This window comes from Actinomyces sp. 594, assembly GCF_019325145.1.
Taxonomy (GTDB): domain Bacteria; phylum Actinomycetota; class Actinomycetes; order Actinomycetales; family Actinomycetaceae; genus Actinomyces.
In genome coordinates this window covers 48,007-48,981 of sequence record NZ_PIZC01000021.1, presented here as the reverse complement: position 1 = coordinate 48,981, position 975 = coordinate 48,007, and the positions used below count along the sequence as shown (strand labels likewise).

Here is a 975-nt window from a genome sequence, read left to right as displayed (position 1 = left end):
CTGCGCCACGCCCACCGCTCCCCCGAAAAGTCGATCGTCTAGGCTTGCGGCGGGCCCGGCTCCACCCGCCGGGCCCGCGCGCCCAAGAACCGCGACTTGCCCGGAGATGAGGTTGACCGTGTCCGACTCAGACGCCGTCGCCCCGCCCGACGGGCGCACGCGCTACGCCAACGGGGAGCGACGCCGCGCCGCCATCGCCGACGCCGCCATGGAGGTCTTCGCCGAGCAGGGCTACAACAACCTCTCCCTGCGGCAGATCGCCGACGCCGTAGGGGTCAGCCATACCCTGCTGCGCCACCACTTCGGCAGCAAGGAGAAGCTGCTTGAGGCGGTTCTTAAACGACGCGAGGAGACCGAGTCCGAGTGGCGCGCGGGGCTGTTCACCGAGCACGGCCTGCTGGAGGCCCTCCCGCTGGTCATGGAGCACAACGCCACCATTCCGGGCCTCATCCAGCTCGACGCCGTCATGCGCGCCGAGGCGGTCAATCCCGAGCACCCCGCACACGACTACATCGTTGGCCTCACACGTCGCTTCCGGGCGGCGGTCCGCGCAGACCTGGAGGGCGAGCACGAGGCGGGGCGACTGCGCGAAGACGTGGACCTGGATCTGGCCGCCACGCAGCTTGTGGCGCTCATTGAGGGCGTGCAGGCGGAGTGGCTGCTGGACCGCAGCGTGGACATGGCGGCCGTGGTGCGAGACTTCGCCGAGCGCCTGCGCAAGGCCTAGCCACCCGGTAGCCGGAGCCACCGCCCCGCCCGAGTTTCCGCGATCCTGGCGCCAACGGCGTGGATCCTCCCCGCACCGAGCGGCCACACACGGAGCGACTCACACCTGAGCAGCACGCGGCAGCAAGTGGTGCTGCGCCCAACCAGGCCAGATCGGGCTTGACGTTGTCCGGCATGGGACTGAAAGCCGTCTCTTGCACCCCCATTCCACGACCTTGGTGATACTCCTTCAGCGGGACGCCGCTAATG

General features: G+C 69.5%; 1 protein-coding gene. It reads left to right on the top strand.

Annotated elements, in window-relative coordinates; all coding sequences use genetic code 11:
- Positions 1 to 118 precede the first annotated feature (118 nt).
- Positions 119 to 727 carry a TetR/AcrR family transcriptional regulator gene (locus GZ998_RS03040; RefSeq protein ID WP_237564258.1) on the top strand — a complete coding sequence of 203 codons (609 nt, stop codon included), beginning with the start codon at positions 119 to 121 and terminating at the stop codon, positions 725 to 727.
- Positions 728 to 975: the final 248 nt, after the last annotated feature.